The sequence below is a fragment of the Anaerovorax odorimutans genome, from assembly GCF_024459955.1.
Taxonomy (GTDB): domain Bacteria; phylum Bacillota; class Clostridia; order Peptostreptococcales; family Anaerovoracaceae; genus Hominibacterium; species Hominibacterium odorimutans_A.
Genome location: NZ_JANFXK010000026.1, coordinates 15,530 through 39,361 on the forward strand (window position 1 = coordinate 15,530; position 23,832 = coordinate 39,361).

20 protein-coding genes and 1 tRNA gene are annotated in these 23,832 nt (G+C 48.0%); 2 read left to right on the top strand and 19 right to left on the bottom strand.

Annotation, left to right across the window (positions count from 1 at the left end; translation table 11 throughout):
- Positions 1 to 101 precede the first annotated feature (101 nt).
- A complete protein-coding gene (locus tag NE619_RS16400; protein ID WP_256133551.1) occupies positions 102 to 3,026 on the bottom strand; it encodes a hypothetical protein in 2,925 nt (974 codons plus the stop codon).
- Between the two features lie 46 nt (positions 3,027 to 3,072).
- On the bottom strand, positions 3,073 to 3,297 hold the full coding sequence (locus NE619_RS16405) for a DUF739 family protein (protein WP_256133552.1): 225 nt from the start codon (positions 3,295 to 3,297) through the stop codon (positions 3,073 to 3,075).
- Between the two features lie 224 nt (positions 3,298 to 3,521).
- Between NE619_RS16405 and NE619_RS16410 the strand changes: the two genes are divergently transcribed.
- A complete protein-coding gene (locus NE619_RS16410) occupies positions 3,522 to 4,052 on the top strand; it encodes a LexA family protein (RefSeq protein ID WP_256133553.1) in 531 nt (176 codons plus the stop codon).
- A 598-nt stretch (positions 4,053 to 4,650) separates the two neighbouring features.
- Here NE619_RS16410 and nifJ read toward each other — a convergent pair.
- The 17 genes from nifJ to nadA all read right to left on the bottom strand — a co-directional run bounded on the left by nifJ (position 4,651) and on the right by nadA (position 22,258).
- Complete coding sequence (gene nifJ, locus NE619_RS16415) at positions 4,651 to 8,181, bottom strand: pyruvate:ferredoxin (flavodoxin) oxidoreductase (RefSeq protein ID WP_256133554.1); 3,531 nt, start codon at positions 8,179 to 8,181, stop codon at positions 4,651 to 4,653.
- 1,412 nt (positions 8,182 to 9,593) lie between these two features.
- Positions 9,594 to 10,787: an elongation factor Tu gene (gene tuf / locus NE619_RS16420; RefSeq protein ID WP_256130646.1), complete on the bottom strand. Its 1,194-nt coding sequence runs from the start codon at positions 10,785 to 10,787 to the stop codon at positions 9,594 to 9,596.
- Positions 10,788 to 10,826: 39 nt separating this feature from the next.
- Positions 10,827 to 10,903 (bottom strand) — tRNA-Thr (locus NE619_RS16425).
- Between the two features lie 72 nt (positions 10,904 to 10,975).
- Entirely contained in the window at positions 10,976 to 11,590 is a 615-nt protein-coding gene (gene sigH / locus NE619_RS16430; RefSeq protein ID WP_256133555.1) for an RNA polymerase sporulation sigma factor SigH, read from the bottom strand.
- On the bottom strand, positions 11,571 to 12,308 hold the full coding sequence (gene rlmB / locus NE619_RS16435; RefSeq protein WP_256133556.1) for a 23S rRNA (guanosine(2251)-2'-O)-methyltransferase RlmB: 738 nt from the start codon (positions 12,306 to 12,308) through the stop codon (positions 11,571 to 11,573). Before rlmB ends, sigH begins: the two co-directional genes overlap by 20 nt.
- Position 12,309: 1 nt before the next feature.
- Positions 12,310 to 12,789, bottom strand: a complete 480-nt coding sequence (locus NE619_RS16440; protein ID WP_256133557.1) for a dihydrofolate reductase — start codon at positions 12,787 to 12,789, stop codon at positions 12,310 to 12,312.
- A gap of 9 nt (positions 12,790 to 12,798) precedes the next feature.
- Entirely contained in the window at positions 12,799 to 13,629 is an 831-nt protein-coding gene (thyA, locus tag NE619_RS16445) for a thymidylate synthase (RefSeq protein ID WP_256133558.1), read from the bottom strand.
- A gap of 12 nt (positions 13,630 to 13,641) precedes the next feature.
- Complete coding sequence (locus NE619_RS16450; RefSeq protein WP_256133559.1) at positions 13,642 to 13,872, bottom strand: hypothetical protein; 231 nt, start codon at positions 13,870 to 13,872, stop codon at positions 13,642 to 13,644.
- Position 13,873: 1 nt separating this feature from the next.
- Complete coding sequence (locus NE619_RS16455; RefSeq protein WP_256133560.1) at positions 13,874 to 14,269, bottom strand: Mini-ribonuclease 3; 396 nt, start codon at positions 14,267 to 14,269, stop codon at positions 13,874 to 13,876.
- Positions 14,270 to 14,272: 3 nt separating this feature from the next.
- Positions 14,273 to 15,673, bottom strand: a complete 1,401-nt coding sequence (cysS, locus tag NE619_RS16460; protein ID WP_256133561.1) for a cysteine--tRNA ligase — start codon at positions 15,671 to 15,673, stop codon at positions 14,273 to 14,275.
- Positions 15,660 to 16,319, bottom strand: a complete 660-nt coding sequence (cysE, locus tag NE619_RS16465) for a serine O-acetyltransferase (protein ID WP_256133562.1) — start codon at positions 16,317 to 16,319, stop codon at positions 15,660 to 15,662. Before cysE ends, cysS begins: the two co-directional genes overlap by 14 nt.
- Before the next feature lie 153 nt (positions 16,320 to 16,472).
- The gene (locus NE619_RS16470; RefSeq protein ID WP_256133563.1) at positions 16,473 to 17,531 is read right to left on the bottom strand and encodes a M23 family metallopeptidase; all 1,059 of its coding nucleotides are present in this window, start codon (positions 17,529 to 17,531) and stop codon (positions 16,473 to 16,475) included.
- Between the two features lie 242 nt (positions 17,532 to 17,773).
- Positions 17,774 to 18,574: a PHP domain-containing protein gene (locus NE619_RS16475; protein ID WP_256133564.1), complete on the bottom strand. Its 801-nt coding sequence runs from the start codon at positions 18,572 to 18,574 to the stop codon at positions 17,774 to 17,776.
- Positions 18,559 to 19,107, bottom strand: coding sequence for a DJ-1 family glyoxalase III (locus NE619_RS16480; RefSeq protein WP_256133565.1), 549 nt, complete (start codon positions 19,105 to 19,107; stop codon positions 18,559 to 18,561). The genes NE619_RS16475 and NE619_RS16480 overlap by 16 nt, the downstream gene beginning before the upstream one ends.
- A gap of 84 nt (positions 19,108 to 19,191) precedes the next feature.
- Positions 19,192 to 20,049, bottom strand: coding sequence for a carboxylating nicotinate-nucleotide diphosphorylase (gene nadC, locus NE619_RS16485; protein WP_256133566.1), 858 nt, complete (start codon positions 20,047 to 20,049; stop codon positions 19,192 to 19,194).
- Entirely contained in the window at positions 20,021 to 21,334 is a 1,314-nt protein-coding gene (locus NE619_RS16490; RefSeq protein ID WP_256133567.1) for an L-aspartate oxidase, read from the bottom strand. Before NE619_RS16490 ends, nadC begins: the two co-directional genes overlap by 29 nt.
- A gap of 12 nt (positions 21,335 to 21,346) precedes the next feature.
- Positions 21,347 to 22,258: a quinolinate synthase NadA gene (gene nadA, locus NE619_RS16495; RefSeq protein ID WP_256133568.1), complete on the bottom strand. Its 912-nt coding sequence runs from the start codon at positions 22,256 to 22,258 to the stop codon at positions 21,347 to 21,349.
- Between the two features lie 221 nt (positions 22,259 to 22,479).
- Between nadA and NE619_RS16500 the strand changes: the two genes are divergently transcribed.
- Positions 22,480 to 23,358: an MBL fold metallo-hydrolase gene (locus NE619_RS16500; protein WP_256133569.1), complete on the top strand. Its 879-nt coding sequence runs from the start codon at positions 22,480 to 22,482 to the stop codon at positions 23,356 to 23,358.
- The last annotated feature ends 474 nt before the right edge of the window (positions 23,359 to 23,832 follow it).

A 23,832-nucleotide genomic window follows, 5' to 3' on the forward strand; every position in this document is an offset into this window, starting at 1 on the left:
GATCTTAAGAGGCTCCACCATTCCGCACAAAAACGACAAAAGAGCACATTTTCGTGCTCCTCTGCCGTTTTGTACTATTTATGGTGTATGTATGTAGCTTGCTATTTTACTCTGACATTCTTTGTCTTGCTGTATGCTCCATAATAGGTCTTGCCGTCGATCGCTTTATAAGCCCGTACTTTTACTGTATAGGTCTTGCCCTTCTTCAGTTTTTTGATTGTCTTGGAAGTGCTGCTGACTTTTACGGTCTTGTACTTCTTTGCGCCTTTTACTTTATAAGCGATCTGGTATTTTGCTCCAGACTGGGCCTTTATTTTAACCGTCATCTTTTTCTTGCCGGCTTTCAGGCTCTTGATCGCGCCTTTTGCCGGGGTGATTCTGAAGGTCTTGTCGATGGATCCGGTGTAATTGCCCTTTGCTGTGATCTTCACAGTTGCTTTGCCTACGGCTTTGTTGTTGCTGTAGGATACGGTGTAGTCGGTTCCGTTTGCCAGGGTTCTGCCAGCAACGGCAACGCTTACAGACTGTGTGATTGGTTTTCCGGTGTATGTTTTGTTTGCGATGCCGGATACGGCTGCGCCGGAAATGGATCTGGCTGCGATTTTGAAGGTCGCCGCTTTGCTTCCTGTATAGGCGCTGTTGTTCTTAGCTACGACTGTCACTGTCGCCTCACCGACATTCAGATTGTTTGTAAAGAACAGGTCATACTGGTCGGCTGCGATTGTCTTTCCGGACTTATCCGTAACCGTTACCTGCGGCTGAATTGCTGATCCTGTGTAGAACTGATCCGCGACTTTCACGGAAGCATTCATCATCTTCTGCGTGTCAGCCAATTCTTTTTCTGCCGCTGCTTTTGCATCAGCGTATGTTTTTACAAGCATTCCCAGTTCGTCAAATCTCTCTGTAAAGTCCTTTGCTTTCTCCGGGTCAGCTATATTCAATTGATTATATGCTTCAATGGCTGTTTCAACATCATTCACATTGTCGTCTGTAACTTCCGTTACATCCTTTACTGCTTCAAAGGCTATTTCAGCTTCGTTGTATGCAGCCTGGCCGATTGCCTCACGGTATGCGGAGATTGCTTTCTCTGCCGCTGTTAAATCGGCCGCCTTTTGTACCTTATCCGCCGCGTCTTTATCGACCTCGTTCAGTTCATCATAAGCAGCTCTGGCCGCCTCAGTATTGGCGATTACATCATTGGTGATTACGCCGGTATCTCCGATGGCATCGATCAGAGCGTCAACATAGGCTGCTTCTGCCGTCTGCAAAGCCCCAAAATTATCAACCGCAGTTTGCGCGTCTGCGTCGTTTAACTCCGCATATGCCGTTCTGGCTGAAGTTAAGGCATCTTTTGTTTCAGGTGTCCCCTCGATTGGGTCAGGAAGATCGTCAATCTGTTTTTTTACAGCTGCGATGTCCTCATCGAACGCCTTTATAGTATCAGCCGCGTTCTTGTAAACAGTCTGAATGTCTGCTTTGATCTGTGATTTCTGCATCTCTGACAGGTTGTTGTACTCTGTTGTAACGCCCTCTACGACAGTCTTATTTGTATATGCCACCGGGTCCAGATCTCCCAGGTCGGTTGTGACTTTTTCCTCAAAGGTCGTTACGGCAGTTACAAGCTCCTCATATTTAGTTCTTGCGGTCGTTAAAGCATCAGAGTTACTTACTTTACCTGCATTTGTGGCACTGATCTTTGCGAACTCGGCTTCTGCTGCCTCTAATGCGTCTTTTTTATCCACATAGTTATCTTTGTCAATTGTGCCTAATGCGTCAATTTGATCTACGACTTCATAAGCTTTAAATGTGTCATAGTTTGTTCTGGCTGTAACTAAATCACCTTTATTGGTGATATTTTCATCCTTCACTCCAGCGTCACTGAGTGTCTTATATAAATCTTCCGCAGCTTTAATCGCATCGTATTTGTCGTTATAATTTTGGATCGTAACTGTCCCAATCGCTTCGATTTTTGCTATTAGGTCGGTTGTCTGTTCCTTTAAGGTCGCTGATGTCGGAATAGCATCAATTGCTTTTTTTGCCGCCTCAAGAGCATCTGCTACTTCGTCCGTTGTCGTAGCGGCCTCGATCGCTGACGCACCCTCTGATTTTGCATTTGTAATCGCAGTCTTCTGATCCGGTGCGTAAGCATCTTCACCCGTTACGCCTTTCGGGAAATAAGTATCAAGCTCAGCCTTTGCATCGGTTTGTGCCTTTTCCAACGCCTTTTGCGCAGTAGTTTTTACTGCATCAACAGTTGACTTGAGATTGTTAAACTCTGCATCCATGTCTGCGTTTGCAGTATCCTCATCTATCGCCTCTTTGGCCTTAGTCTTGGCCGTATTAATTGCCTCTTTTTCCTCGTTGTCATAATCATCCGCAGACAGTCCTTCCGGATAATACTCATCGATAGCAGCTTTCACATTGTCTTTATGCTCTGCAATTGTATCCTTAGCATCGATGGCCTTGAAGGCCCGATCTTTTATGTCATTTACAGCTTCTGCTGTTGTAGCGGCATTAATATCACTTGTGGCAGTTGATTTGATTGCGCTAATCTCATCTTTTACCGTACTATCATAATCATCGTCTGCAGCTATTTCCTGCCCATTCTGCCCCCAGTAGTTATTTATTGCTTCTGTCGCTTCTGTTTTAGCTGCATCATATTTTTCTTTTATGGTCTCGACGGCATCGATCTTGGCTTTTGCGGCATCAAGCGCTTTGGTAACAGCTTCTTCATTTTCAGCTTTATCGATATCCGCTCCACCTTCTGTCCTGATTTGTGATATTTCAGTGCGCCCGGCGGCATCGTAAGCATCCTTTGTCGCATCTGCATCGCCCCAATAGTAAGCTAAATCATCCTTTGCTTTCGTTTTCGCCTGTTCCAGCTTCTTCTGCGTATCATCCTGCTCAGTGCTGGCCGTTGTTGTCTCCACCGTAGGGTCGCTACTGGCTGCCGCAAAAGCAAAAGACGGAACCATAGTTACTGCCATAGTAAGTGATACTGCAGCAGCAATAAGCTTCTTCTTCATAAAATCCATCCTCCTCTAAGAAATCCTTGTGAGTTATTTAGTTTTTCTAAACTACAGGGGTAAAAAAATATTCCGGGATGCGTTCGGGCGGTATCCGCAGGATATCGATCGCCAGAGTGTCAATCTCTTTCTGCGTGAACTCCGCTTTATTACTCATTTTCATCGAGTACGCAAGCTCGGAAATACCCAGGGACCTGGCTACATCGCTATAGGTCAGCCCCTTTGCGTAAACATCGCTTATAATTTTAGAATAATCAAAAACACAAGTCATAACCGTACACTTCTTTATCTGTAGTTTAGTTTTGCTAAACTCATTATACTATACCCCGACGAAAAGTCAATCGTTTCTTGTCGCATCGCCGGTTTATTTTTTGTAAAGCTCCCCTCCCTGCCGCCTGCCAGGCAGAAGGAAACCTTGCGTTATCTGACGGCTAAAAGTTGATGTTTTGGGCAAAGAATATTATAATAAAGAAGAATTTGAAAGTGGGTGTATATATGGTAGAAAAAGTTGATTTTTCAAAAAGGCTGAAGGCCGTTATTGAAGAGCGGGCTATCCGGCAGTCTGAGCTCTGCGAAAAGACCGGGATTGGAAAAAGTGCCATGAGTCAGTACCTCAGCGGCGCTTTCAAACCGAAACAGCAAAACCTGTATAAACTGGCCAGGGCTTTGGAAGTTTCCGAAGCATGGCTGATGGGATACGACGTTCCGATGGAACGCTATGAGATATCTTCCAACGAAAAAGAAACGTTTTATTTTCAGATGAATGATGACAGCATGATTGGCGCTCATATCCCTCCCGGAGCCCGGGTATTGATTCAAAGAGGCGGCCACATTAAAAACCAGCAGATTATCGCATGTATGGTCGATTCCGCCATTCAGCTGCGCCGTTTTAATAAGATGGACGGCCACGTTGTCCTGACTCCGGAGAACAGCAATTATACGCCTGCGATTTTCTCCGAAGATGAATTTGAAAACAAGGATATAACGATTTTAGGTATCGCAAAACAAGTAATCATTGATCTATAGTCTGCAAGCCAGTGCCGAGTATTCTACAACTTGTAAGCCACGGCAAACGGACAGATCGAACTTTATATAAAAGTGGGAGTTTTCGCCTGATTTTATATGAAACTTATGGGTTTCAAGGGTCTTGAGCAGGCGATATCCGGATTTAAACTGATTTTGCTTCTGCCGATGGCTGTAAGCGGCATAAAAGCATATAAAATCAACACAAAAGAGCAAGTTTTATATATTGCTCTTTGCGTTGGGCAGATCTGCAACCATATTATGATGGCGTTTGGCAGCCAGGCGTTCATTTACTTGCCAGGCTCCAGAAGCAGGCCGCGGAAGGGAGCCCGGTTGCAGCAGAGAACGGCTGCAGGTTTGCGACCAAACTCTGATTTTACTGATAAATCTCGCGACCATTGGCCCCCGAAAGCCACCTTGGTCGCAACGCCGAGATTTGCGGCGAGGTCATAACTTGCGGCAGCTCCGCTTCCAATCAACGGAAACAAGAAAAGGCATCTTATTTCCGTCTCGTCAAAAAAGCAAAGGAACCGCAACACATGTGCGGTCCCCTTGCTGGTATTATTGTGTAGAAAGGAATTTACTCCCTTGTACTACGCATTTATTTCCTCTCCGCCAGCTGTTTGTAGCCTTCATATCTTTCTACGGCGTCTTCCTCTGTCATAGCAAACAATTTATCTGCGACTTCAGGGAATTCCTTCGCAAGCGAGGAGTAACGAACCTGACCCATAATAAAGTCTCTAAAGCTTGTAGTCGGTTCTTTTGAATCCAGAGTGAACGGATTCTTACCTTTTGCCTTCAATTCAGGATTATATCTGTACAGGTGCCAGTATCCGGCTTCAACTGCGTCCTTGATATTTTCCTGAGATTTGCCCATGCCCTTTTTCAGGCCGTGGTTGATACATGGAGCATAAGCGATAATCAGGGACGGGCCGTCGTAAGCTTCCGCTTCCAGCATAGCCTTCATCAGCTGATTCTTGTCTGCTCCCATACCTACCTGAGCAACGTATACATAACCATAGGACATAGCCATCATGCCCAGGTCCTTCTTCTTAATTCTCTTACCGGAAGCCGCGAATTTGGCGATAGCAGCAGCCGGTGTGGCCTTTGACGCCTGGCCGCCTGTGTTGGAGTAAACTTCCGTATCGAATACCAGAATATTGATATTTTCACCGGAAGCCAGTACGTGGTCCAGACCGCCGTAGCCGATATCGTAAGCCCAGCCGTCGCCGCCCAGAGCCCAGATGGATTTCTTAACCAGATAATCCTTCAGATCCATGATCCGGTCGCTGAGAGCTCTGACAACGGTATCTGTCGTTTTCAGATTCTCGATGGCTTCAACCACTTTATCGCTCTTTTCTCTGGATGCTCTTCCGTCATCCTTGAACTCCAGCCATTCTTCCATAGCTTCCTTCAGCGTTTCGTCAACATCCAGCTCCAGCAGGGCCTTCATGTTGTGCTCAATCTTCTCTCTGTGCTGTTTGGAGGCCAGAGCCATACCATAGCCGTATTCCGCGTTGTCTTCGAACAGTGAATTCGCCCATGCCGGACCTCTGCCGTTCTCATCCTTACAGTAAGGAGTGGACGGAGCGGAAGCACCCCAGATGGAGGAGCATCCCGTTGCATTGGCAATCAGCATTCTGTCGCCGAAGAGCTGTGTAGCCAGCTTGATGTACGGAGTTTCTCCGCATCCCGCGCAAGCGCCGGAGAATTCGATGTATGGTTTTGCGAACTGACTGCCCTTAACGGAGTCAGGTGAAATTCTATTATCTTTTCTAGGGATTTCGATTCCGTAGTTCCAGTTTTCGGTTTCTTTAATTTCCTCTGCAAACGGCTTCATAACCAGAGCCTTTTCCTTGGACGGACAGATGTCCGCGCAGTTGCCGCAGCCCAGACAATCCAGTGGAGAAATCTGCATTCTATACTGCAGTCCTTCCAGTCCCTTGCCTTTCGCTTCGGCAGTCACGAAACCGAATGGAGCGGCAGCCTTTTCCTCTTCGTCCAGCAGCATCGGTCTGATAGCCGCATGCGGGCAAACGAAGGAACACTGGTTACACTGGATACATTTTTCAGCATCCCACTCAGGCAGCATGATCGCTACGCCGCGCTTTTCATAAGCAGCCGTTCCGGATGGGAACGTACCGTCTTCAATGCCGTCAAAGGCGCTTACAGGCAGGTCATCGCCTTCCTGCTTGTTCATCGGGATCAGAATTTCTTCAATGAATTCAGGCAGTTCTTCATATTTTTCCTTTGGATCTTCCGCATGTGCCCATCCTTCCGGAACGTTGATCTTCTTGATCGCGGAAACACCCATGTCTACCGCTCTGCAGTTCATGTCAACGATATTCTGGCCCTTCTTTTTATAGGTCTTGTCAATACCTTCTTTCAGGTATTTGATCGCCTCGTCAACCGGCATTACCTCAGCCAGCTTGAAGAAGGCCGCCTGCATTACCATGTTGATTCTGCTTCCCAGACCAACTTCATCTGCAATTTTCCATGCGTCGATGATGTAGAATTTAATGTTCTTCTTGGCCAGGTCTCTCTTTACCTTTGCAGGAAGCTTTTCAGCGATTTCCTTTTCAGAATACATGCAGTTGAGGAGGAAGGTACCGCCCTTTTTCAGATCCTTAAGCATGTCGTACTGTCTCAGGTAAGCCTGGTTGTGGCAGGCTACGAAGTCTGCCTGGTTGATCAGATATGTAGACTGAATCGGATGTTCACCAAATCTCAGGTGGGAAATCGTAACACCGCCGGACTTCTTGGAGTCATAGGCAAAGTATCCCTGTGCGTACAGGTCGGTTTTGTCACCGATGATCTTGATCGCTGTCTTGTTGGCGCCTACTGTACCGTCGGAACCCAGTCCCCAGAACTTACACTTGATCGTGCCTTCCGGTTCTCTGGCAATACCCTCTGTGTATGGCAGGGAAGCTCCGGTCACATCGTCTTCAATACCGATGGTGAAGCAGTTCTTCGGCTTCTTGTGGTACAGATTATCATAGATCGCATGAACCATACCCGGAGTCGTGTCCTTGGAACCAAGTCCGTATCTGCCTCCGTATACTTCAGGCGCGTTTCTCTCGCCATAAAGCATTGTCTTTACATCCTGATAGAGCGGTTCGCCCAGAGCGCCCGGCTCTTTTGTTCTGTCGAGAACAGCGATTCTCTCTACGGATTTTGGAAGTACATCCATGAAATATTTCTTAACAAAAGGTCTGTAGAGTCTTACTTTAATCAGGCCGACTCTGTGTCCTTCTGAAATCAGCTTGTTCATTGTTTCTTCAATGGTTTCGCATACGGAACCCATCGCTACGATTACGTTTTCCGCATCAGGAGCACCTACATAGTCAAACGGCTTGTAGCTGCGTCCGGTCAGTTCGCTGACCTTCTCCATATATTCAACAACGATTTCCGGAATTCTTTCGTAGAACTTGTTAGCGGCCTCTCTGCCCTGGAAGAAAATATCCGGGTTCTGCGCCGTACCTCTGATAACCGGGTGCTCCGGATTCAGCGCTCTTTCTCTGAATTCCTGAACGGCTTCCCAGTCAACTAATTTTTTGAAATCATCGTATGCAAACACTTCGATCTTCTGGATTTCGTGAGAAGTTCTGAATCCGTCAAAGAAGTGCAGGAAAGGTACTCTCCCTTTTATAGATGAAAGATGTGCGATACCGCCCAGGTCCATAACTTCCTGTACGGATCCCGATGCCAGCATGGCAAACCCTGTCTGACGGCAGGCCATAACGTCGGAATGGTCTCCGAAGATACAGAGAGCGTGTGTGGATACACTTCTGGCCGCAACGTGGAACACGCCCGGAAGCAGTTCGCCTGCGATCTTATACATATTCGGAATCATCAGCAGGAGTCCCTGAGATGCCGTAAAGGTTGTGGACAGAGCGCCGGCTGCCAGAGATCCGTGCACCGCGCCGGCTGCGCCGGCCTCGGACTGCATCTCCGCAACTTTTACGGTCTGTCCGAAAATATTCTTTCTTCCATAAGCCGCCCATTCATCTACGACCTCAGCCATAGTAGATGACGGGGTAATCGGATAGATGGAGGCAACATCCGTGAACGCGTACGAAACATGTGCCGCAGCTGTGTTACCATCCATTGTCTTCATTCTTCTGTGTGTCATTTTTCCCTCCAAACAATAGTACCACTATTATATTTTTTCACAATATACGTTATACTTTACCGCAATGAAATACAAATGTCAAGGATGTACAGAAAATTATACAAAATACACAAAAAAACTTGTACCCTAGTGATTGCAATGATTTTGCAATTTTTTTAACAATCTTTTTTCAGTTAGAATCGGTCAAAACCCTTGAATTTCTTTGTATTATGCAAGATTCAAGCCAATGCGGCGCAACAAATTTTTATTCATTCCCGGATAACGGATGCATTGGGTAGCTTATATCTGGTAGCTTGCATCCGATAGTTTGTACCGGGCGGTTTATATCCGGGAGCTTGCAGTGGGGAAGCGTATATCTAGGGGGGCTTACGGCGGATGGCTTGCGACAGGCGGCAACTGTCAGATAGGTTCCGAAAAAAGTCAAAAAACGATAGTTTTGCCCAGATTGACATTGGGAAAGGAGGAGGAATATCAAAGCACATAATTATTTAATAGCTAAATGATATTTTCGGGCAAGAACGCGGCGAAATTTTCGTAGAACTATCAAAATAGCACAACGGAATATTCTCCATTGATATTCACCCGCTTTTCGATTCTCGAATTACTGTGAAAGTATCAAAATTATGTGGTCGCTCTACATCCCATTGATATTCGGATCTTCCGGCCCGCTGCGGCTTCGATCACAACCAGCAGGTGGTGTACCCCGGTAACCAAAGTGGTTTTTTTGTCAAAAGTCACGCATTTTCCAACGTTCTCACGGCGTCAATCGCAACAGATAGCACAAATTATTCTTTTCAGCCGGCACGAGCAGCCTCAAACCCACAACTTTGCGTAACTTTTTTCTTTTTTCGCAAAAAGTTACCGCCCGCCGCCCAGCTAGAGGCTGGACCGACGGGCCGCAGGCGGGAACATCCAAATTGAGGCGCCCGGGGCTGCTGATGGGCGGTCGGAGAGTAAAGATTTGTGCTGTTGGCTCTTTCGAAATTTGCAGGATCGTTGAAAATTACGCAATTATTGGAAAAAGTCAGGCTGTGTAGAAAAAGCTGACAAAAAGGCAAATCGCTATTTTTATCAACACCCAGCAAAAAAACCGGTTACTGTTGACTCTTTTTCAAGGGTACGGAGCACGCAAGCACAAAAATTCAGCCGATATGCGAATTCGAGCCAGGAAAGAGGCCGCAAGCCTTGAAAATGGTTCAACAATTAGACTGAAATGTGCCCGTTGTTGGACAAATAATGCGGATTGCTTGAAAAAGCCCCACCTGGCTCCCGATTCTCCAATGAAACTGCCCCGGCAAGTCAAGATCGGCAACCAGCAGTGCGGCGGCAGCTCCAAGCTATATGCAAATCAGATACGACAAAACCACCGGATCTCCGGTGGTTTTGTCTACTATATGTCAAGTTGTTTTTGACTACTCGATGATGCCGGATACGACTCCGGATCCTACTGTTCTTCCGCCTTCTCTGATGGCGAATCTCAGTCCTTCTTCAATCGCGATCGGTGTGATCAGTTCGATTGTCATCGTGATGTTGTCTCCAGGCATGCACATCTCAGTTCCTTCCGGTAACTGCAGATCGCCTGTTACGTCTGTCGTTCTGAAATAGAACTGCGGTCTGTATCCGTTGAAGAATGGTGTGTGTCTTCCGCCTTCTTCCTTTTTCAGCACGTATACTTCGCCCTTGAACTTTGTATGCGGATTGATGGTTCCCGGTGCTGCCAGTACCTGGCCTCTTTCGATTTCATCTCTCTGCACGCCTCTCAGCAGCGCTCCGATGTTGTCTCCGGTTTCCGCTACGTCCAGCAGCTTTCTGAACATTTCGATTCCGGTTACGACTACCTTTCTTCTCTCTTCTGTCAGTCCTACGATTTCTACTTCTTCGCCGACTTTCAGGCAGCCTCTTTCTACTCTTCCGGTCGCTACCGTACCACGACCTGTGATGGAGAATACGTCCTCTACCGGCATGATGAACGGCTTGTCGTTATCTCTTTCCGGTTCCGGAATGTAGCTGTCTACTGCTTCGAACAGTTCCACGATCTTGTCGCCCCATGGGCCAGCAGGATCTTCCAGCGCCATCAGCGCGGATCCTCTGATGATCGGTGTGTCGTCTCCTGGGAATTCGTATTCATCCAGCAGTTCTCTTACTTCCATTTCTACCAGATCCAGCAGTTCCTCGTCGTCTACCATGTCGCACTTGTTCAGGAATACGATGATATATGGTACGCCTACCTGTCTGGACAGGAGGATGTGTTCTCTTGTCTGCGGCATTGGGCCGTCTGTCGCTGCTACTACCAGGATCGCTCCGTCCATCTGAGCAGCTCCTGTGATCATGTTCTTTACGTAGTCAGCATGTCCCGGGCAGTCTACGTGAGCGTAGTGTCTGTTAGGAGTTTCGTACTCTACGTGAGCCGTAGCGATGGTGATTCCTCTTTCTTTTTCTTCCGGGGCTTTATCGATCTGGTCGAAAGCTACCTTTTCACCCAGCTGATATCTCTGCTGCAGAGTTGTTGTGATCGCTGCTGTCAGAGTTGTCTTACCGTGGTCTACGTGACCGATGGTTCCGATATTGATATGCGGTTTGTTTCTTTCAAACTTTTGCTTTGCCATTTCAATTTCCTCCTAAAATGTATTTACTCGTTAAAAAATTGGAGCTGTTGAGCAGACTCGAACTGCCGAACCTCTTCCTTACCAAGGAAGTGCTCTACCAACTGAGCTACAACAGCACGCCGATTAATTCATATGGTACTATATTTTGCGACTCGTGTCAATAAGATAAACGCTTGAAAAGGTTTAATTTATTGACATAAATACATCAAAATTTTTTTCTTGGTTCTCTGGATGGCATTATCCACCGCTTTCGGGCTTTTTTCCAGGCTTTCGGCGATCTGCCTGTAGTTTTTTCCCTGCAGATATTCATTCCAGACCTGCATTTCAAATTTGCTGAAAATGTTTCCTTCATTACTGATAATGGACGCAAACACATCCTTGAGTACCAGCTGGGCCTCCGGATCGGAATTGCTGCCGGCGGAGAGGGTTTCTTCCAAAGTGCCGTCCGGTTCTTCATCGGAAACCGGCTTGTTGAGCGAAATGGAGGTATTGAGCGGCGAATGTTTGAGCCTGCTGGCCGTCTTAATCGCCGTTATAATCTGTCGGTTGACGCACAGCTCGGCAAACGTATGAAAGGATGCGTCTTTGCTGCTGTCGTAGCTTTTAATGGCTTTAAACAGGCCGATCATGCCTTCCTGAACCACATCCTCACCATCGGCTCCCATGATGAAATACAGCTTTGACCGGCTACTGACCACCTCTTTATATTTCCGTATGAGAAATTCTTCCGCTTCCAGGTTTCCTCCCTGGGCTATTTCCACCAGCTGTTCGTCCGTCAGCTCGTCATAACGTTTTTCCTTCACGCTGCCTTACCACCTCATACATTAAAATTGCCGCCGCGCTGGACGCATTAAGGGAGGATATTCTCCCCTTCATGGGAATGGATACCACAAAATCACATTTTTCCCGTACCAGTCTGCTGATGCCGTCGCCTTCGCTGCCGATAACGACCGCCAGCTTTCCCGTCAGATCCTGTCTGCTGTACGGCTCACCGCCCATATCGCAGGCAGCCACCCAGATTCCCCGCTCCTTCAGCCTGTCAATTGTTTGTCCGATGTTGGGTACCTTGGCACAGAGCATATATTCAATCGCTCCCGCCGAAGCCTTGGCCACCGTCTCCGTCAGCCCTACGGAACGTCTTTTGGGAATGATGATCCCGTGAGCGCCGCAGCATTCCGCGGTTCTCATAACCGCGCCCAGATTATGGGGGTCTTCAAGACCGTCCAGTATAATAATGAAAGGATCTTCTCCCCTCTGGGACGCAAGCTCTAAAATATCTTCCACTTCACAATAGGTGTACTGAGAAACCTGAGCCGCAATACCCTGATGGTTCTTCCCCGCGGCAATGCGGTCCAGGGTTTGCTTGTCACTGTAGTGAATGGGAATCTTTTTATCCTTAGCCATACCGGTAATTTTGCGGATAGACCCCTCCGCTCCTTTGGCGACGATCAGCTTTTCAATTTCACGGCCGCTTTTCAGCGCCTCCATAACGGCATTTCTGCCAATGATAGTATCTGTCATTCTATTTCCTCGTATACTCAAAAAATTGGTAGCGGATGCCCTTTTCTTCCTGTACATCGCTTTTCCAGGTGACCGTAAGGCCGTCCATTTCATCCAAATTAGGGAAAGAACGGTCGGCCGGGAAGGAGTCGTAGATCTTGGTGACATAAAATCTCTGACATTCGTCCATAAACTGGCGGTAAATCTGCTCGCCTCCGGATATAAAAACCTCTTCATCCTTCAGCGTTTTCAGCAGTTCTTCTTTGGAATGGCAGATAAGGCAGTCCTTGGGGCTGTAATCCATATTTCTGGTCAGAACCACATTCTTTCTGCCCGGAAGGGGTTTGGCTCCCGGAAAGGATTCCAGCGTCTTTCTTCCCACGACGACTGTTTTGCCGTAGGTGCGTTCTTTAAAGTATTTCAGATCACCGGGAAGATGGACCAAGAGCCCTCCATCCCTGCCAATGTTCCAGTTCTCATCTACAACTACAATTGCGTTCATCTATATCTCCTAAATCGCGATGGGTATGTTTTTAATCTGCGGATTTTTCTGGTAGTCCTCTATTTTAATGTCATCCACAGTGAATTGATAAAAATCTTTGATATCGGGATTGAGCGTAAACTTAGGCGCCGGATACTGCGGTCTTTCGATCAGCTCTTCTATGATCGGCACATGGCGGTCATAGATATGGGCGTCGGCGATAACATGGACCAGCTCTCCCGGAACAAGACCCGATGCCTGGGCAAACATATGCACCAGTACGGAATACTGCACGACATTCCAATTGTTGGCCGCCAGTATATCCTGAGACCTTTGATTCAGAACCGCGTTAAGCTTGTTACCTGTCACATTAAAGGTCATGCTGTAGGCGCAGGGTTCCAGCCCCATTTCCGTCAGGTCTGCAAAATTATAAATATTGGTCATGATTCTTCTGGAATAGGGAGTGTGCTTCAGCTGCCACAGAACGTTGTCCACCTGATCCATTTCTCCGTGGGGGAACTTATATTTCACGCCCATCTGGTAGCCGTAGGCTTTGCCTATGGAGCCGTTTTCATCGGCCCATTCGTCCCAGATGTGGCTTTTAAGGTCGTTTATGTTATTGGACTTTTTCTGCCAGATCCAAAGGATTTCGTCAACGGCTGATTTAATTGCCGTAGGCCGGAGAGTCAAGGCAGGAAATTCTTCCTGCAGATCATACCGGTTTACCACACCGAAGGTTTTGATGGTGTGAGCCGGAGTCCCGTCCTCCCATTTGGCGCGCACGGCCTGTCCTTCCGACGAAAATCCGTGATCCAGTATATTCCGGCACATAGTCACAAATAGTTTGTCCGCTTTGCTCATTTTTTCTCCTGTCTAAAAAATCACATATTTAACAAAGATGCCGATCAGGCCCAGCACGATTATTGTCAGGTAGGTCTTTTCCGTATAAGAAAGGTTCTTCCATTTCCAGCCTTCCCTGCCGGTCGGCTTTCCTTCCTGCTGCTGCCTCTCGCGGTTTTCCTTTGCGTATTGTTTGTTGGTTGTATAATAATCCGTAAAAACATCTCTGGCCTTGTTACGGACCTGCTTCTTTTTTTTCGCCATATTATGCTCCGTTTTTATTTATTACTTCGATTGCCCGGTCAATAAACCATTTCAGCCGTTCCTGCTGTCCCGCCAGATACAGATATCCCACAAAGGCTTCGAAAGCCGTCGCCAGCTTGTAGGTCACCGGATCGGCATGCTTTGGCTTGGAGGTAATCTTCCTGTTCCTGGCCCTGCGGACCAGCGCCTGCTCTTCCTCAGTCAGCTCGTCCATCAGCTTTTTAACAGCCAGGGCCTGTCCCTCCGCCCGCACAAATTTTACGGCGATTTGATGAAGCCGGTCGGCATTGTGCTGACCGGTCTCCATAATGAACCTACGCACGGCCACTTCGTATACTGCGTCTCCCAGATACGCCAGCGCCGTTGTATTGATCGCTTTTACTTCCTTTATATCCATCGCTTACTCTTTGATGATCTGCACTCCCTGCGGGGTGTCTTTCAGTGTGATGCCGCGCTCTTTGAGCATATCGCGAATTTCATCCGCTCTGGCAAAGTTCTTATTCTTTCTGGCTTCCTGACGTTCGTCCACCAAAGCCTGTATATCATCATCAATGCCGCCTTCCTCTTCGTCGTGCTGCAGAAGTCCCAGTACAGCGGTCAGTTCCATGAGGATTTCCAGCGCTTTTTCGGCAAATTCCTTGCTGGCGCCGTCTTTTACGGCAGTATTGATCGCCGTTATCAGCTCAAATACCGCAGAAATGGCATCGGCCGTATTGAGGTCGTCATCCATGGCCGTGATAAACTCCTGTCTGTATTTATCAAAGCCTTCGATCGTTTTCTTTTCTTCTTCCGTCATTGCTCCTTCGCAGGTGCTGATGAGGTGTTTTAAATTGCTCTTAGCGTTCTGCATTCTGGCAAGTCCGTTTTTCGCCTGTTCCATGAGCGTATCGCTGAAATTGATCGGGTTGCGGTAATGGCCCGACAGCAGGAAAAAGCGGATGACTTCTCCGTCATAGTCTTTGAGGATATCCCTTACGGTAAAGAAATTCCCCTTGGATTTGGACATTTTTTCATTGTCAATGGTGATGTATCCGTTGTGCATCCAGTAGTTGGCAAACTGCTTGCCGCTGTGGGCTTCCGACTGGGCAACCTCGTTTTCGTGATGGGGGAAAGTGAGGTCCTGTCCGCCGGCATGGATGTCGATGGTGTCGCCAAGATACCGCTTGGACATGGTGGAGCATTCGATGTGCCAGCCGGGGCGTCCCATTCCCCACGGGGATTCCCAGGCGATTTCATCGTCAGTCTTCCTGGCCTTCCAGAGGGCAAAATCCAGCGGGTCCTTTTTCTTGTCGCCCACTTCGATCCTGGCACCTGACTCCAGATCTTCGATGTTCTGACCGGAAAGCTTTCCGTAGTCCTTGAACTTTCTGGTGCTGTAGTAAACGTCGCCGTCCACTTCGTAAGCATAGCCCAGATCCACCAGATCTTTTACAAAGGCGATGATCTGATCCATGTTCTCCGTTACTTTCGGATGAACGGAAGCCTTCTTTACGTTGAGCGCCGCGGCGTCCTTATAATATTCTTCAATATATTTTTCACTGACCTCTCCGGCAGCGACGCCTTCCTCTCTGGCCTTGTTGATAATCTTATCGTCCACGTCCGTAAAGTTCTGAACAAACTTTACATTTTCACCCCGGTATTCCAGGTATTTTCTCAGAGTATCGAAAACCACAAAGGGTCTGGCGTTGCCGATATGAAAATAGTTGTATACGGTAGGGCCGCAGACATAAATCTTTATTTCATTCTTATCAATCGGTACGAATTCTTCTTTCTTCCTTGTAAGTGTATTATAAATCTTCATCTTTTTTTCCTTTCTCCTGTTCCCTCAATTTATTCTCAAGCATTACGATACGTCTACGCAGACATTCCAGTTCTACGGCAATTGGGTCCGGCAGGTCTACCTGGTTGAGATCTTCGTTGGTCGGTTTGCTCCTCTTAACAATGGTCCCCGGTATCCCCACCACCGTACAGCCGTCAGGAATTTCCTTGAGCACCACGGAACCAGCTCCAATCTTAACATCGTTTCCCACTTTAAAGGGGCCCAGAACTTTTGCTCCCGAGCTGACGATTACCCGGTCGCCGATGGTAGGATGGCGCTTGCCCGTATCCTTGCCCGTACCGCCCAGGGTCACACCCTGATAGATAGTGACATCATCGCCGATCTCAGTGGTTTCTCCTATGACCACGGCCATACCGTGGTCGATGAAACATCGTCTGCCAACGACTGCTCCCGGATGGATCTCGATACCTGTGAACCATCTCGTCAGCTGCGATATGATTCTGGCCAGCAATTTCATATGATGGCGGTAGCACCAGTGAGCCGGCTTGTGCCAGATCAAAGCCCATACTCCCGGATAACATAAAAGGACCTCAAAGCCGTTTCGCGCGGCCGGGTCTTTTTTCAGTACGGTCTGTATGTCTTCGCTTATTGCCTTAAAAAATGCCATGTATCTCCTCTTTCATCCTTACAATATATTTAAAAATAAGACAGGTACGCATACCTGCCTTATATTATACAATGTGCGGATAAATTTGTCACCCCTTTGATTTTGTGAAAGGATCTGCCCTCTCCCATCGGCCGCTGTGGTCTTTGGGGGATTTTACAAATAGTTCAGAGGATTTTCGTTCCGACCGTTTACCCGGACCTCAAAGTGGAGGTGGGGGCCGGTGGAATTGCCGGTGGACCCAACTTTGGCGATAACCGCGCCTTTTTCCACGGTTTGCCCCTGTTTAGCGAGAATCTCACTGCAGTGGGCGTAATAGGTAACGATCCCATTGCCGTGGTCGACCTTTACCAGATTTCCGTAGCTTCCCGAATAGCCGGCAAAGATAACGGTTCCTGCGTCAGCCGCGGAAATGGGTGATCCCGTCGGCATTCCCAGATCCACGCCCAGATGTGTTCTTCCCCATCTGGGGCCGAAGCTGGATGTTACGCGGATGGATGATACCGGGGCGGCCAGCTGCCCGCTGCCCCGCTTTTCCGTTCCTCTGGACGCAGTATAGAGAGCTTCTTCTTTTTCCTTGGTTCCGGTAAGCACGATTTGGTTTTCAGGCTCCTGGATGGTTTCCTCTTTTAAAACATCGGTCCTGACGGCTTCTCCGTTTTCCTTTGTGACTTCCTTCGTCACTTTTTTTAGACCGCTGCGGCCTTCTTTTTTAACCTTGGTCTGGCCCACATAGAGCTTGTCCGTTTTTTCTTTGACCTCTTTATAGTCGATGGGTTCATCTTCTGTGATGACTTCCGTGGTCTTGACGGTCAGCTCTTGTTTAGACGCTATTTCGGCAGCAGCTTCCTCTACGGACAGAATTTCCGGTTTCTGATCTCCGTTTTCCAGATTCATTTCTTTGGCAGAGGTCTGCTCCTCTATTTCGATTTTTACGGTTTCACTGTTTTTGTATTGCTGTGCTACTTTTTTTACGACTTCTCTGGCATCTTCTTTGCTGTCCACAAGGGCAACCTGCTGCCCGTTGGCGGTAACATACCAGGGTGGTGTGATTACTTCTCCGTTTGCTAAAAGTACGGGTACTTCAAAGTCTGACGGTACTATGGCGGTTCCGACCGCAATGGAGGCGGCAGCTAAAAGCACGGCTGCGCTTCCCATGACGATCTTCTTTTTTGCTTTCAGGAACCTGCGGCTCCTACTGGGTAATTCTTTCATAATATCGCTTCCTTTTTTCTCTGCTCCCTTGCGGGAGCTTCGTATTTGCGTGCGATTTTAAGGGCGCGTTTTCAGGTTTAACGCTGCCTGAATTTGGTCGCACACGTTATATAGTATTCCCAGCTTGTCCCAGTTATACCTGTGTTTTTTAATATTTTTGAAGAATTCCAGTAAAATTCGTTTGCAGGCAATATAAAAGGAGCCATCCCCCGGACAGCTCCAAAATGCGGCAGTATCATATTTTATTCAAACTGTGTCCCATGAAAATCCGATCCCCGTGTGATCCGCAGGCCGTGTTTTTCTGCGATTTCCGAAAACCGCAGGGCCTGCTCCCGGCTGTGGTCGCAGTGGTAGCATTCCATTCCGCCGAGGCCCTCTTTTTTCAGCCGGCCTGCCAGCTCGTCTACCTTTTGGTAAAATTCTTCACTTCCGGGAATTCCGAAATCGCGGATCTGAATAGGATGGGCCAGCACGGCAATTCCGCCCGCTTCCTTAATCAGTCGGATGGCATCGGCAGTTTTCATCTTTTCCTTTTTAATCTTTTTAGCGCGGGGAGATTCCAAAAATTTTCCTTCTGCGAAAGCGTCTTTCGGGTTTTCCACATAGCCCCTGGCAGCCATTGCCCGGGCAATGATCGGCTTGCCGACAAAATTTTGTCCCGGCCGCAGCATCAAATCCTCTTCCGTCAGCGGATATCCCATATCCTCCAGCTCCTTCAAGAGCTTTCTGTTGCGGGCGTCCCGTTTCTGCCGAAGATCTTCCAACACTTCCAGGAGCTTCTGGTTTCCGATATCAATGTGGTACCCCAGAATATGAAGTCCCGTGCCTTCTTCAGTCTCTGTCGCCAATTCGATGCCGGGCACGACTTCCAATCCCAAGTTTTCGCCTGCTTCCAGGGCCTCCTCAATGCCGTCGATTCCATCGTGGTCGGTTATGGCAATTTTGTCGTATCCCTTTGCCTTTGCCTGACTGACAATCTCCGCCGGCGCAATGGAGCCGTCGGAAAACCAAGTATGAATATGGAAATCTATTTTCTGTCCCATAGGAGACCTGCCGCCACCTCATCGGACGCGGCCTTGCCTTTCAGAATTTCGATCAGCTTGAGGGCAAAAGGCATGGCGGTAGCCGGCCCCATCGAAGTAATGATCTTTCCGTCAACGACTACTGTTTCATTCTGATATTCAGCTCCCATCAGCCGATCTTCCATTCCCGGATAGATGGTGGCCTTTTTCCCTTTCAGAACACCCTGTGCGCCAAAGACCATCGGCGCCGCGCAGATAGCCGCGATATATTTATCGTTTTTCGCAAAACAACGGATATGACTTGTCAGCCCCTGGTGATTCCCCAGGGTTTCGGCCCCCGGCATTCCACCCGGCAGCACGATCATTTCGCAGGTTTCATAGTTGGTTTCTTCGAAGAGAATATCCGCCTCCACCGTTACCTGATGCGCTCCTGTTACCTGCTTTTTCCCGGTAACAGAAACGGTCTGCACCTCCAGCTGCGCTCTCCTGAAAAGGTCCACAATTGTCATTGCCTCGACCTCTTCAAATCCGTCCGCTAAATGCAAATAAATCATAATACTTACCTCCTTTTTCCTCCTTAGTATACGCCAAAACGCGGCCGCATACAAGCTGCGGCCGCATTCTTCGTTTCCATTATTTTACTCGGTTGGAGTCAGATTTTTAAGAGAAATGTCCATGATCTGCGCTCCATAGGTCAGAGAACCGGCCGAAACGTAATCGACACCGATGGCAGCGATCTCTCGCAGCCGCTCCTTTGTCACGTTTCCGGAACATTCCAGCTCCGCCCTGCCGGCGGTCCGCTTTACCGCTTCCCGCATCGTATCATTATCCATATTATCCAGCATAATGATGTCCGCGCCTGCGGCCAGAGCCTCCTCAAGCTGCTCCAGCGTCTCAACCTCCACTTCGATCTTGCGCACAAAAGGCGCGTATTCCTTTGCCATTTCAACGGCTTTTGCCACGCCGCCCGCTGCGCCGATGTGATTGTCTTTCAGCATCAGCCCATCGGAAAGGTTGTAGCGGTGGTTGCTTCCTCCGCCTATTTTTACTGCGTACTTTTCAAAGATTCGCATATTAGGTGTCGTTTTTCTGGTGTCTAAAAGCTTCGTCCCGCTTCCCGCCAGCTCGGCCGCCATGTCGCGGGTATGGGTAGCGATCCCGCTCATACGCTGCAGATAGTTGAGCGCCGTCCGCTCTCCCGAGAGAATAGCCCGGATATCCCCGGCCAGAATACCGATCAGATCACCCTTTTTTACCTCATCGCCATCCTGAAAATTAGCTTTGAAAAGAATCTTTTCGTCCAGCAGTTCAAATACTCTGCGAAAGATTTCCAGTCCGCAGATGACTCCGTCCTGCTTGCAGATCAAATCGGCGATTCCCTTTTTCTCTTCACGCATGACCGCGTTTGTCGATACATCCTCACCGGTGATATCTTCCTGCAATGCGCTGAGCAAATATTTGTCCACGTTAATTTTTATGGTCACACCATTGATCATAGAACTTCTCATCCCTTCTCTTTATCTCATTCATAATCAGCTTTCGGTTGGCAGCCTGCCATGCCTCTTCGTCCGCATACTGCGCCAGATCGACTTTCTTGGTGCCGTAAGCGATCAAGGAAATGGATTTTTCGATCAAGGCCGCAGCCCGTTTTGCGAACACCAGTCCTTCCAAAAGCGAATTGCTGGCCAGACGGTTGGCTCCGTGAACACCGTTGCAGCCGGTCTCACCAACCGCATAGAGGTTTTTCGCGGAAGTCTCGCCGTTGGTATTGGTTTCGATTCCGCCCATCAGATAGTGCTGGGCCGGTGTAATGGGAATCGGCTCTTTACACAGATCGTAGCCTTCTTCCAGACATTTTTGATAGATATTGGGGAAACGGTTTCGAATCCATTCCTCCGGTTTACCCACCAGAGAAAGATATACGCAGTCGCTTCGCGTCTTTCGCATTTCTTCCTGTATGGCCGCCGATACCACGTCCCGCGGAAGGAGTTCGTCTACGAAACGTTCCCCTTTATTATTGATCAGGATCGCGCCCTCTCCGCGAACAGACTCGGAAATGAGGAACCCTCTTCCGGGCTTGTTGGAATAAAGCACTGTGGGATGGATCTGTATGTAATTGAGATTTTTCAATTTGATGTGGTGCTTGGAGGCCATCGCAAAGCTGTCGCCGGTGATATGGCGGAAGTTGGTGGAATGTTCGAAAAGACCGCCCATACCACCTGTTGCCAGGATAACTGCCTTTGCCTGAATCTGACGGAGCTGCCCTCCGGCGTCCTTGACTACGATTCCGCAGCAGCGGTTTCCCTCCATGACCAGGTCCATCATCAGAGTATATTCCTCAATATGAATATTTTTTCTTTTTCTGGCCGCATCGATCAGCTTGCCGGTGATTTCCTTGCCGGTCACATCCTTATGATGCAGGATGCGGTACGAGCTGTGAGCGCCCTCTCTGGTATAGTCAAAATCTCCGTCTTCTCCCCGATCGAATTCCACTCCGTAGGAAACCAACTGACGGTTGACTTCTGCCGCTCCTTCAATCATGCATTTGACGGATTCATGGTTGTTTTCATATCTTCCTGCCCGCAGAGTGTCCTCAAAGAAATCTTCAAAATCCGATTCTTCCCTCAGCGTACAGATGCCGCCCTGAGCAAGGTAGGAGTTGCTGTTTTCTGTTTTGTCCTTTGTGATCATCAGCACGTTCAGGTTTTCCGGAAGGCTGAGAGCCGCAAACAGTCCGGCCGCGCCGGTACCCGCGACGATCACATCATATTTGCTTTCCATGATCTTCTCCAATCACATTTGGGCCAGTTCCAGCATCTTTGTCAGCGGTCTTTGCGCCTGTGTGCGCGCCGTTTCGTCCATTTCTACCGACTGGTCCATTGATTCCAGTGTCTGCAATACTTTTTCCAGCGTAATCTGTTTCATGCCGGAACAGATCTGCTGTTCTTTTGCCGGATGAAATACTTTATCCGGATTGTTCTTTGTAAGCTCATAGAACACCCCCGTTTCGGTGCAGATGATAAACTCTTTCCCATCGCTTTCTCCTGCCTGCTTGATGATCCCGGACGTGCTGCCGATATAATCGGCCTCTTCCAGTACGGCCATCGTGCATTCCGGATGTGCCAGGACTTCTGCCTGCGGCCATTTTTCTTTGGCCCGGAGCACATCTTCTTTTTTGATATCTTTATGTACGTAACAGTAGCCGTCATTAAAAATGAAGTTCTTTTCCGGAAGCTTTGAGGCGATGTATCTCCCCAGATTTTCGTCCGGAACAAAGAGTATATTTTTATTGGGCAGGGACTTGACGATCTTCATGGCATTGGAGGATGTCACGCATACGTCCGAATACCTCTTGATCTCAGCTGTCGAATTAATATAGCAAACGACTGCCAGATCGTCATACTGTTCCCTGACTGCTTTTATTTTTTCCGCCGTAGCCATATGCGCCATCGGACAATCGGCAGTAGGATCCGGCATCAGCACCAGCTTCTCCGGGTTGAGAATCTTGGCGCTTTCCCCCATGAAGGAGACCCCGCAGAAAAGAATGACCTTTTCCGTGGCTTCCACGGCCTTTTCACTGAGATAATAGGAATCGCCCACACAGTCGGCGATCTTCTGTACCTCTTCATCTACATAATAATGCGCCAGAATAAGCACATCTTTTTCCTCTTTTAATTTTTTAATTTGGTTTACAATATCAGCCATTGTCTTTCTCCTACGATTAAACTATAAACATACTGATTCTACTATTGCACATTTCTTTACAGGTGTCAAGACATTTGTAAAGATGGGGAGGATTAATTCATATTTAATGCAATATCCCGCAAAATATAAATTTGTTTCTATGGGTATGCTATAATGTCTTTAAAAGTGCTGTATACCGTTTATAAGAGTATTTTCCATAACATCAACGGAGGGGAAAGACCATGTACGAGCTGATACAAGTATCTGAACGCAGTTACTATATTCAAAGTCCGGCAAAAATGGGACTTGTAAAGTTGAATGACACCGAAGTCTGTTTGATTGACAGCGGCAACGATAAGGACGCGGGGCGCAAAGTCCGCAAACTCCTGGACGCAAATGGCTGGCATTTGACGGCGATTTACAACACTCATTCCAACGCGGACCATATCGGAGGGAATAAATATCTGCAGGGGCAGACCGGGTGTAAAATCTACGCTCCGGGAATTGAATGTGACTTTACTCAGCACCCTGTTTTGGAGCCGGCTTTTCTGTATGGCGGCTGCCCGCCAAAAGACCTGCGGCACAAGTTTCTAATGGCACAGGAAAGCGATGTCCAGTGTCTTTCCAAAGACCATCTTCCTGATGGATTTGAAACGATTCCTCTGCCGGGACATTTCTTTGATATGGTGGGCTTTCGCACCCCGGACGATGTGGTGTTTCTCGCTGACTGCCTTTCCAGCAGGGAAACACTGGACAAGTACCAGATTGGCTTTATTTACGATATTAAAGAGTATCTGTCCACTCTGGAAATGGTGAAAACCCTAAAGGCAAAAATTTTTGTACCGGCCCATGCAGAGGCGACGGAGCATGTTGCAGAGCTGGCGCAATACAACATTGACAAAGTAAATGAGGTTGCCGGACATATCCTGGAATCATGCAGCAAACCGCTGTGCTTCGAAGCCCTTCTGCAAAAGCTTTTTACCGATTATCGCTTAACCATGAATTTTGAACAATACGTGTTGGTAGGCAGCACGGTACGCTCCTACCTGTCATGGCTAAAGGACGCCGGCGAGCTGAATGCGAATTTCGAAAATAATTTGCTCCTTTGGCAGCGAGCCTAGGAAAAATGCAACTAAAGGGAAGCCTGGCATGCGCTTTTTTTCATTCTTTAGTTCCTTAATAAAGGCAGTTTTGGGAATTTTTGTTCCAAAACAAAAAAATACAGGCGATTGGCCACATAAATTGCCCCTCTTGTTGCATATACATCCTTGCAAAACATACAAATATGCGGAGCATTTCTGCTATACCTGTATTAATTTGCTTTTCAGAGCAAGGAAACGTTGACGCCACATCCTCAATGCCCGATTTTTATGTGGCCAACCGCAACGAAAAATGGAATCTGGAACAAAAATCGCCAGATTTGGATTGTTTTACATTCTCTGCCGCCCCGATAGACCTCACCACAGCGAAACCTCCTTTCTCTCCACATCAATCCGCGTGCCCGCACTGGGCACGCCACCTCTTTCCTTCCTCCCGCAAGCAAAAAAACGTTTCGCGCAGGCAAACTCCGCAGGATGCGTATCGCGCAAGCGATA

Excerpts from the sequence above, each read along its gene's own strand:
- NE619_RS16400 (WP_256133551.1), bottom strand. The coding sequence starts at position 3,026 with ATGAAGAAGAAGCTTATTGCTGCTGCAGTATCACTTACTATGGCAGTA.
- NE619_RS16405 (WP_256133552.1), bottom strand. The coding sequence starts at position 3,297 with ATGACTTGTGTTTTTGATTATTCTAAAATTATAAGCGATGTTTACGCA.
- NE619_RS16410 (WP_256133553.1), top strand. The coding sequence starts at position 3,522 with ATGGTAGAAAAAGTTGATTTTTCAAAAAGGCTGAAGGCCGTTATTGAA.
- nifJ (WP_256133554.1), bottom strand. The coding sequence starts at position 8,181 with ATGACACACAGAAGAATGAAGACAATGGATGGTAACACAGCTGCGGCA.
- tuf (WP_256130646.1), bottom strand. The coding sequence starts at position 10,787 with ATGGCAAAGCAAAAGTTTGAAAGAAACAAACCGCATATCAATATCGGA.
- rlmB (WP_256133556.1), bottom strand. The coding sequence starts at position 12,308 with ATGACAGATACTATCATTGGCAGAAATGCCGTTATGGAGGCGCTGAAA.
- NE619_RS16440 (WP_256133557.1), bottom strand. The coding sequence starts at position 12,789 with ATGAACGCAATTGTAGTTGTAGATGAGAACTGGAACATTGGCAGGGAT.
- thyA (WP_256133558.1), bottom strand. The coding sequence starts at position 13,629 with ATGAGCAAAGCGGACAAACTATTTGTGACTATGTGCCGGAATATACTG.
- NE619_RS16450 (WP_256133559.1), bottom strand. The coding sequence starts at position 13,872 with ATGGCGAAAAAAAAGAAGCAGGTCCGTAACAAGGCCAGAGATGTTTTT.
- NE619_RS16455 (WP_256133560.1), bottom strand. The coding sequence starts at position 14,269 with ATGGATATAAAGGAAGTAAAAGCGATCAATACAACGGCGCTGGCGTAT.
- cysS (WP_256133561.1), bottom strand. The coding sequence starts at position 15,673 with ATGAAGATTTATAATACACTTACAAGGAAGAAAGAAGAATTCGTACCG.
- cysE (WP_256133562.1), bottom strand. The coding sequence starts at position 16,319 with ATGGCATTTTTTAAGGCAATAAGCGAAGACATACAGACCGTACTGAAA.
- NE619_RS16470 (WP_256133563.1), bottom strand. The coding sequence starts at position 17,531 with ATGAAAGAATTACCCAGTAGGAGCCGCAGGTTCCTGAAAGCAAAAAAG.
- NE619_RS16475 (WP_256133564.1), bottom strand. The coding sequence starts at position 18,574 with ATGGGACAGAAAATAGATTTCCATATTCATACTTGGTTTTCCGACGGC.
- NE619_RS16480 (WP_256133565.1), bottom strand. The coding sequence starts at position 19,107 with ATGATTTATTTGCATTTAGCGGACGGATTTGAAGAGGTCGAGGCAATG.
- nadC (WP_256133566.1), bottom strand. The coding sequence starts at position 20,049 with ATGATCAATGGTGTGACCATAAAAATTAACGTGGACAAATATTTGCTC.
- NE619_RS16490 (WP_256133567.1), bottom strand. The coding sequence starts at position 21,334 with ATGGAAAGCAAATATGATGTGATCGTCGCGGGTACCGGCGCGGCCGGA.
- nadA (WP_256133568.1), bottom strand. The coding sequence starts at position 22,258 with ATGGCTGATATTGTAAACCAAATTAAAAAATTAAAAGAGGAAAAAGAT.
- NE619_RS16500 (WP_256133569.1), top strand. The coding sequence starts at position 22,480 with ATGTACGAGCTGATACAAGTATCTGAACGCAGTTACTATATTCAAAGT.